We start from the raw sequence: 7479 nt of genomic DNA on the forward strand, positions 1-7479 counted from the left end.
GAGAAGATTGGGGGGCTATGCGGTTATGTTTTTACGCCCCCCCCCTCAAAGCTTCGCAATATAATCCGCAAGCCGGTCGGCTGCCTCGGCAAGCTGGTCGGCATTGCGCAGGAAGCAGGCGCGCAGGAAGGGGTCGCTTGCGTTGCCGAAGGCGGAACCGGGGGCAAGGCCGACGCCGGTCTTGTCGACGATATCGAGCGCGGCCTGGCGGCTGTCGGTAATGCCGTCGATCTTGAGATAGGCATAGATCGCGCCGGCGGGCTTCAGCGTCTCGACCCGGTTGGTTGCAAGCAGTCGGTCGCAGAAGATGTCGCGGCCGGCCGTCGCCCGCGCGATGTTCTCCGCAACGAAATCGTCACCCTCCGTCACCGCCGCAACGGCCCCGCGCTGCATGAACTGGGCGACGCCCGAGGTGGTGTACTGCACCAGGTTTTCGATCGCGTCGCCGAGTTCGGGCGGGGCCACGACCCATCCCACGCGCCAGCCGGTCATCGACCAGTTCTTGGAGAACGAGTTTGCGAACACCACCCGGTCGCCCTCCTCGATGATGTCGAGGAAGGAGGCGGCGCGGCCGTCGGCATAGTGATAGAGCGCGTAAATCTCGTCGGCGAGGATCCAGATGCCGTGGCGGCGCGAAATGTCGAGCAGCGCCTTGAGATCGGCGAGGCTTGCCGTCCAGCCGGTGGGGTTGGCGGGCGTGTTGACGAACATCATCCGCGTTTTGGGCGTGATCGCGCGCTCCACCTCACCGATATCGAGCGACCACTGGCCATCGGCGAAGGTCAGCGGCACGCCGACCTTGCGGGCGCCGGAAACGCCGAGTGCTGCCGCGATATTGGGCCAGCACGGCGTGAAATAGATCGCCTCGTCGCCGACATCCGTCAGCGCCTCGACCATCAGCTTGATCGCATGCATGCCCGAGCCGGTGACATAGATGTGTTCGGGCGAAAGCCGGGCCTTGAAATGGCGGGCGTAATAATCTGCGATCGCGCTTCGAAGTTCGGGAATGCCGCGCTGATAGGTGTAGAAAGTCTCGCCATTGTCGAGCGCCGCCTTGGCGGCGTCGCTGATGAAGGCGGGCGTGGGCAGGTCGCCTTCGCCGGCCCACAGCGGCAGCAGGTTGTCGCGGCCGCGGGCATGATTGATGATCTCGACGATGCCGCTTTCCGGCGCTTCGAGGGCGCGGCGGCTGAGGCTTTCGGTAAGGCGCATGCGTGGTCTCCTGTCGCGCCAGTCATAAAACGGCGCGGATGGTGAATGCCATGAATTTCAAGCTTTGATCAATTGATTCTTTTGATGGGTGTGCTGCGACAGTCGCATTTGAAAATCGCAGGCCTTGGCATATCGTGGAGGCCTGCGGCCGGGAGCGCCGCAATCGGAAACGGGAGAATGAACGGATGTTGCCCGGCTGGCTGATATTGTTGTCGGCGCTGCTTTACATCCTGCTGCTGTTTGCCGTCGCCAGTTTCGGCGACCGGCAGGCCAAGCGGCAGATGCGGCCGCGCGACGGGCGCAATATGGTCTATGCGCTCTCGCTTGCCGTCTACTGCACCTCCTGGACCTATTTCGGCGGCGTCGGGCTGGCGTCAACGCGCGGGCTGGAATTCCTCGGCATCTATATCGGTCCCATTCTGGTATTCACCGTCGGCATGCCGGTGGTCCGGCGCATCGTGGCGCTGGCGAAGGCGGAAAAGCTGACCTCGGTCGCCGATTTCCTGGCCGCCCGCTACGGCAAGAACCCGATCGTCGCGGCCCTTGTGGCGATCATTTCGCTCGCCGCGGCCATCCCCTACATCGCGCTGCAATTGAAGGCTGTCTCGGATTCGGTCTCGGTCATGGTGGGCGGCGAAACCGGGTTCCTGTCGGCGGGCGCCGCGTATGGCGTCGGCCTGCCGCTCGCGGTCACGCTGGCGCTAGCAAGCTTCGCCATCGTGTTCGGCACCCGCCATACTGATGCCACGGAACACCAGGACGGGTTGATCCTGGCGATCGCGATGGAATCCGTGATCAAGCTGGTGGCCTTTGCCTCGGTCGGCCTGTTCGCGCTGTTCATTCTGTTTGACGGGCCTGCCGATCTTCTGACCCAGGCGCGCGAAAACGCGGTGACGGCAGCAGCCCTCAGCTATGAGACGCCGATCAGCCGCTGGATATTGCTGACCGGGCTTTCGGCCTGCGCCATCCTGCTTCTGCCGCGCCAGTTTCATGTCACCGTGGTCGAAAACCGCTCGGAAGGCGAGTTGAACCTCGCCCGCTTCCTGTTTCCGCTTTATCTGATCGCGATCAACATTCTGGTGCTGCCGGTGGCGATCGGCGGGGCGATGACGCTCGGTCCCGGCGCCGATCCCGATCTCTACGTGCTGCAACTGCCGATCGCCGCCGGCCAGCGGCTGATCTCGCTGATCGCGTTTCTCGGCGGCTTTTCGGCCGCCACCGCCATGGTCATCGTCGCCTCCGTGGCGCTGGCGATCATGCTGTCGAACGATATCGTCAACCCGATCTTCCTGAGAAGGCGGATGATGTCGGGTGAGGGGCGGCGGCATGATTTCTACGCGCTGCTGCTCAATGTCCGCCGCGCCTCGATCCTCGGCGTCATGCTGCTCGGCTATGCCTATTACCGCCATATCGACAGCGATCGCGGGCTGTTTTCGATCGGGCTTTTGGCATTCGCGGCGATTGCCCAGGTGGCGCCGGCGCTGTTCATCGGCCTTGTCTGGCGCAACGCCAACGCCCGCGGCGCGATCGTCGGCCTGTCGCTCGGTTTCGTCACCTGGGTCTATCTGCTGTTCGTGCCGAGCCTCGGCGGGCCGGATCAATCCGCCGTCGCCGGCATGGTGATGAACTTCCTCATTCCGGGGACAAGCCTGTTCACCGGCCCGGACGCCGATATCCTGCTCAACGTCACCTGCCTGTCGCTGCTGGTCAATATTGCCGGCCTCGTGATCGGCTCGCTCAGCCGCCCGGCGCGACCGCTGGAGCGCATCCAGTCCGGCATTTTCGTCAAGCGCCAGGCGCGCTGGCAGTCGACCGCGCGCGGCATCGGTACCGGCGTGTCCGTCGGCGTGCTGCGGGAGACGCTGAAAGGCTATCTCGGCTCGGAGAGAACGGCGCGGTCGTTCGCCACGTTTGAACGCACGGCCGGGCGCAGGATGGCGGATGACGAGCAGGCCGATATGGCGCTCATCCATTTCTCCGAGCAATTGCTGGGCACCGCCATCGGCTCGTCATCGGCGCGGCTGGTGCTGTCGCTGGTGCTGCAGCGCGCCGAGGCCGCCTCGGGCGATGCCGCCTTCCTGCTCGATCAGGCGAGCGAGGCGCTGCAGTATAATCAGGGCCTGCTGCAGACCGCGCTGTCGCAGATGGATGAGGGGATCGCCGTCTTCGACGCCGCCAACCGGCTCACCGTCTGGAACAAGCGGTTTCGCGCGCTGCTCGACCTGCCGGAAGAGGTCGGCCAGGTCGGCTATCCGCTGATCAACATCATCGGCCGGCTGTCCTCGCGCGGCGACCTGACCGGCGATGAGGCGAAGGAGGCGCTGCGCAAGCTGCGCGCCCACGAAACCGCGTTTCCGCTGGTGCTGGAAAGCGGCAAGCGGATCATCGAGGTGCAGTCGCGCGCCATGCCCGACGCCGGCATGGTGGTGACCTTCACCGATATCACCCGCCGCGTTGAGGGCGATCTCGCGCTCAAACAGGCCAATGAGACGCTGGAGCAGCGCGTCGCCGCCCGCACCGCCGAGCTGACCGAGGTCAACAAGGCGCTACGGCTGGCGCGGGCGGCGGCAGACGAGGCCAATATCGGCAAGACCCGGTTCTTCTCCGCCGCCGGCCACGACATTCTCCAGCCGCTCAACGCCGCCCGCCTCTATGCCACCGCGCTCGGCGAGCGGTTGCCGGCGGCAAGCGAGGTCCGCGACTTCTCCGACAAGATCGATTCCGCCCTGCAATCGGTCGAGGACATTCTCGGCGCGGTGCTGGATATCTCGCGGCTCGATGCCGGCGCAATGAAGCCGCATTTCACTACCGTCAATCTCGGCGACACGCTGAAGCGGGTCGAGACCGATTTCAGACCGCTCGCCGATGAAAAGGGCCTCGAACTGGTGGTGGTGCCGTCTTCGCTCAAGGTGCGTTCCGATGCGCAGGCGTTGAGGCGGCTGGTGCAGAACCTCGTGTCCAACGCGATCAAATATACGGTCAGCGGCAAGGTGCTGGTCGGCGCCAGGCTGAGGGGCGATCACGCGGTGATCGAGGTGCATGATACCGGCATCGGCATTCCCGCCGAAAAGGCCGAAAGCGTGTTCAAGGAGTTCACGCGGCTGGACGAGGGCGCGCGCGCGGCCCAGGGGCTGGGCCTCGGCCTGTCGATCGTCGACCGGCTGGCGCGGATGCTGGAGCACCCGGTCTCGATGACCTCGGCGCCGGGGGAGGGGACGGTGTTTCGCCTGTCCGTTCCGCTGGCCGAGGCGGGCGTCGACAGCGCTCAGCCCGCGGCCAAACCGGCCGGCAAGCTGCCCGGCCAGGCGATCGCCGGGCTCAAGGTGCTCTGCATCGATAATGAGGAGGCGATCCTGGAGGGCATGCGGGTGCTGCTCGGCGGCTGGGGCGCCGAGGTTCACGTGGCGCGGGGGCACGAGGAGGCGCGCGCCATCGATATCGTTCCCGACGTGATCATCGCCGACTATCATCTCGACAATGGCGCAAGCGGCGTCGATGCGGTGACGATCCTGCGCGAGCACTACCAGCGCCATATCCCGGCGCTGCTGATCACGGCCGACCGCACCCAGGAGGTCCGCGATCTGGCCGAGGAGGAGGACATCGCCGTTCAGCACAAGCCGCTCAAGCCCGCGCTGGTGCGCGCCTTCCTCAATCAGATCGCGATCTTCCACAAGGCGGCCGCCGAATAGTCGGCGGTCCGGCTTTCAAAGCGTTTCGGCGAGTTCCTGCAGCTTGCGCCATCGGATCGATGACCAGAGCGAAAGCGCGATCAGGCCAGCGCCCACAAGCCCGGTGATCGCCTCGGGAATGTGCAGCAGCGTCTGGGCATACATGATCACCGCCAGCACCAGGATGGCGTAGAACGCGCCGTGCTCCAGGAAGCGGAAATGCGACAGCGTCTGGCGGTCCACCAGCATGATGGTGAGCGAGCGTACATACATCGCGCCGATGCCAAGCCCGATCGCGATCACCAGCAGGTTCTTGGTCAGCGCGAAGGCGCCGATGACGCCGTCGAAGGAAAAGCTGGCATCGAGCACTTCGAGATAGATGAAGGCACCGAGGCCGCCCTGCGCCGCCGCCTTGGCGGTCTGCGTCTGGGTCGCGTCGATCAGGCCGCTGAAGACTTCGATCGCGAGATAGGTCAGCAGGCCATAGATCGCGGCGTAGAAGAATTCCTCCGCCCGGCCATCGTCCACGAGTTTGGAGAAGATCAGAACCAGAACCAGCGCAATGCCGGTTTCGATGCCCTTGACCGCGGCCAAGCGCGCCATCGGCTTTTCCAGCGGCGCGAACCAGTGCACGTCCTTTTCATGATCGAAGAAATAGGACAGGCCGACCATCAGCAGGAATGTGCCACCGAAGGCCGCGATCGCCAGATGGGCATCATGCATGATCGCGGCATAGGCTTTCGGTTCGGCGAAGGCCAGGTGAATGGCGGCGAGCGGCCCGATCTTGGCGGCAAGCACGACGATCACCAGCGGGAACACCAGCCGCATGCCGAACACGGCGATGAGGATGCCCCAGGTGAGGAAGCGCCGCTGCCAGACATGGCTCATGGTCTTGAGCTTGTTGGCGTTGACGACCGCATTGTCGAAGGAGAGCGAAATCTCCAGCACCGCAAGCACGGCGGTGATGAACAGGAAGGCGAGCGCGCCGCTCAGCCCAAAGCTGAAATAGCCGTAAAGCGTGCTGGCCACGAGCCCTGCAATGGTGACGATGAACGCCCATTTGAAATAGGAAAGGGTGGAGGCTTTCATGGACGGGCCTCCCCTGTCGGCAGGGAGCTATGAAAGAAAAGCGCGCATGCACGAAGATTACGCGCACGCGTCCGAAACGTCAGATTTTGAAGCATGGTAACCATGTCCGCCGGCTAATTTGCGGGCGGTACCGACATCACGAGAGCGCCGTCAAACTCTCGCCAGAGGGGCCCGGCACCGGGTTCGTCGCGGCTCCTCCAGGATGCGCCGGACTGCACCAGACTTAGCCGCAAAATCGCCGGCGTCAAGTGCCGCGTCGATTCGGCTTTCCAGATTGCACGCCGGACAGGGCGTGATAGATTGACAAATCACAACCGGGTTGGGAGTTGGCGGCATGCTTTATCTTCTGGCGTTGTTAATCGGTATTGTTGCGGGTTTGAGGGCGATGACGGCACCGGCTGCGATCAGCTGGGCCGCTTATCTGGGCCTTCTCGATCTCTCCGGCTCATGGCTCTCCTTTCTGGCCTCGCCATGGGCGGTCGGCATATTGAGCGTGCTGGCGCTCGTGGAATTTGTCACCGACCAGCTTCCCTCCACCCCCAGCCGCAAGGTGCCCCCGCAATTCGGGGCGCGCATTTTCATGGGCGCGGTCTGCGGCGCGGCAATCGGGTCTGCATCCGGCTTCTGGATCGCGGGCCTCGTGCTCGGCGTTGCCGGCGCGGTGGTCGGCACGCTCGGCGGCGCTGCCGTCCGGCAGCGGCTCGCGGCCCGGTTCGGCCGCGATCTGCCGGCTGCCCTCATCGAGGACGCGGTTGCCATCCTTGCCGCATTGGGTATCGTGTGGAGCCTATGAGGACATTCGACGCCATCATCATCGGAGCGGGACAGGCGGGGCCGCCGCTTGCCGCGCGTTTTGCCGCCGAAGGCCGGAAAGTCGCGCTGATCGAACGTCATCAGGTCGGTGGCACCTGTGTCAACACCGGCTGCACGCCGACGAAGACGATGGTCGCCAGCGCCCGCGCCGCCCATGTGGCACGGCGGGCGGCCGATTTCGGGGTGGATATCGGTGGCGGCATCAGCGTCGACATGAAGCGGGTCCAGGCGCGCACGGCCGAGATTGCCGGCGCCTCGCGGTCCGGCCTCGAGAGCTGGCTCTCCGGTCTCGATAATGTCACCCTGCTGCGCGGCCATGCCCGTTTCATTGGTCCCGACCGGGTTGCGCTCGACGATGAGCTGCTGACCGCTCCAAAAATTTTCATCAATGTGGGCGGCCGGGCCGCGATACCGGATATCGAGGGTCTTTCCGATATTCCCTATCTCACCAACAGCGACATGGTCGGCCTCGACCGCCTTCCGGCGCATCTTCTGGTGCTCGGCGGCAGCTATATCGGGCTGGAATTTGCCCAGATGTTCGCCCGCTTCGGCTCCAAGGTGACGGTGGTGGAGCGCGGCGCGCATCTGATCGGCCGCGAGGATCCGGAGGTCAGCGAGGCGGTGCGCGGCTTTCTGGAGGATGAAGGCATCACCGTGATGACCGGCGCTGAATGCATCCGCGTCGAGCGGGGCGGCG

At 64.7% G+C, this 7479-nt stretch carries 5 protein-coding genes; 3 read left to right on the forward strand and 2 right to left on the reverse strand.

All coding sequences use genetic code 11. From position 1 onward, the window contains the following. Positions 1–45: 45 nt before the first annotated feature. Positions 46–1212, reverse strand: a complete 1167-nt coding sequence (locus B4E36_RS01920; protein WP_292051790.1) for a pyridoxal phosphate-dependent aminotransferase — start codon at positions 1210–1212, stop codon at positions 46–48. A 185-nt stretch (positions 1213–1397) separates the two neighbouring features. Between B4E36_RS01920 and B4E36_RS01925 the strand changes: the two genes are divergently transcribed. After that, positions 1398–4901 carry a PAS-domain containing protein gene (locus B4E36_RS01925; protein ID WP_292051788.1) on the forward strand — a complete coding sequence of 1168 codons (3504 nt, stop codon included), beginning with the start codon at positions 1398–1400 and terminating at the stop codon, positions 4899–4901. Positions 4902–4916: 15 nt separating this feature from the next. On the opposite strand, the gene B4E36_RS01930 is transcribed toward B4E36_RS01925, so the two are convergent. Then, positions 4917–5969, reverse strand: a complete 1053-nt coding sequence (locus tag B4E36_RS01930; protein WP_018064389.1) for a DUF475 domain-containing protein — start codon at positions 5967–5969, stop codon at positions 4917–4919. 334 nt (positions 5970–6303) lie between these two features. Here B4E36_RS01930 and B4E36_RS01935 point away from each other — a divergent pair, with 334 nt between their 5' ends. Together B4E36_RS01935 and B4E36_RS01940 are read left to right on the forward strand one after the other, a co-directional pair. Next, complete coding sequence (locus B4E36_RS01935; RefSeq protein ID WP_292051786.1) at positions 6304–6762, forward strand: DUF4126 family protein; 459 nt, start codon at positions 6304–6306, stop codon at positions 6760–6762. Beyond that, the coding region (locus tag B4E36_RS01940) for an FAD-dependent oxidoreductase (RefSeq protein WP_345899913.1) at positions 6759–7479 on the forward strand (721 nt) is incomplete at its 3' end. The genes B4E36_RS01935 and B4E36_RS01940, both read left to right, overlap by 4 nt.

The sequence above is a fragment of the Martelella sp. UBA3392 genome (assembly GCF_002358775.1).
Lineage (GTDB): Bacteria > Pseudomonadota > Alphaproteobacteria > Rhizobiales > Rhizobiaceae > Martelella > Martelella mediterranea.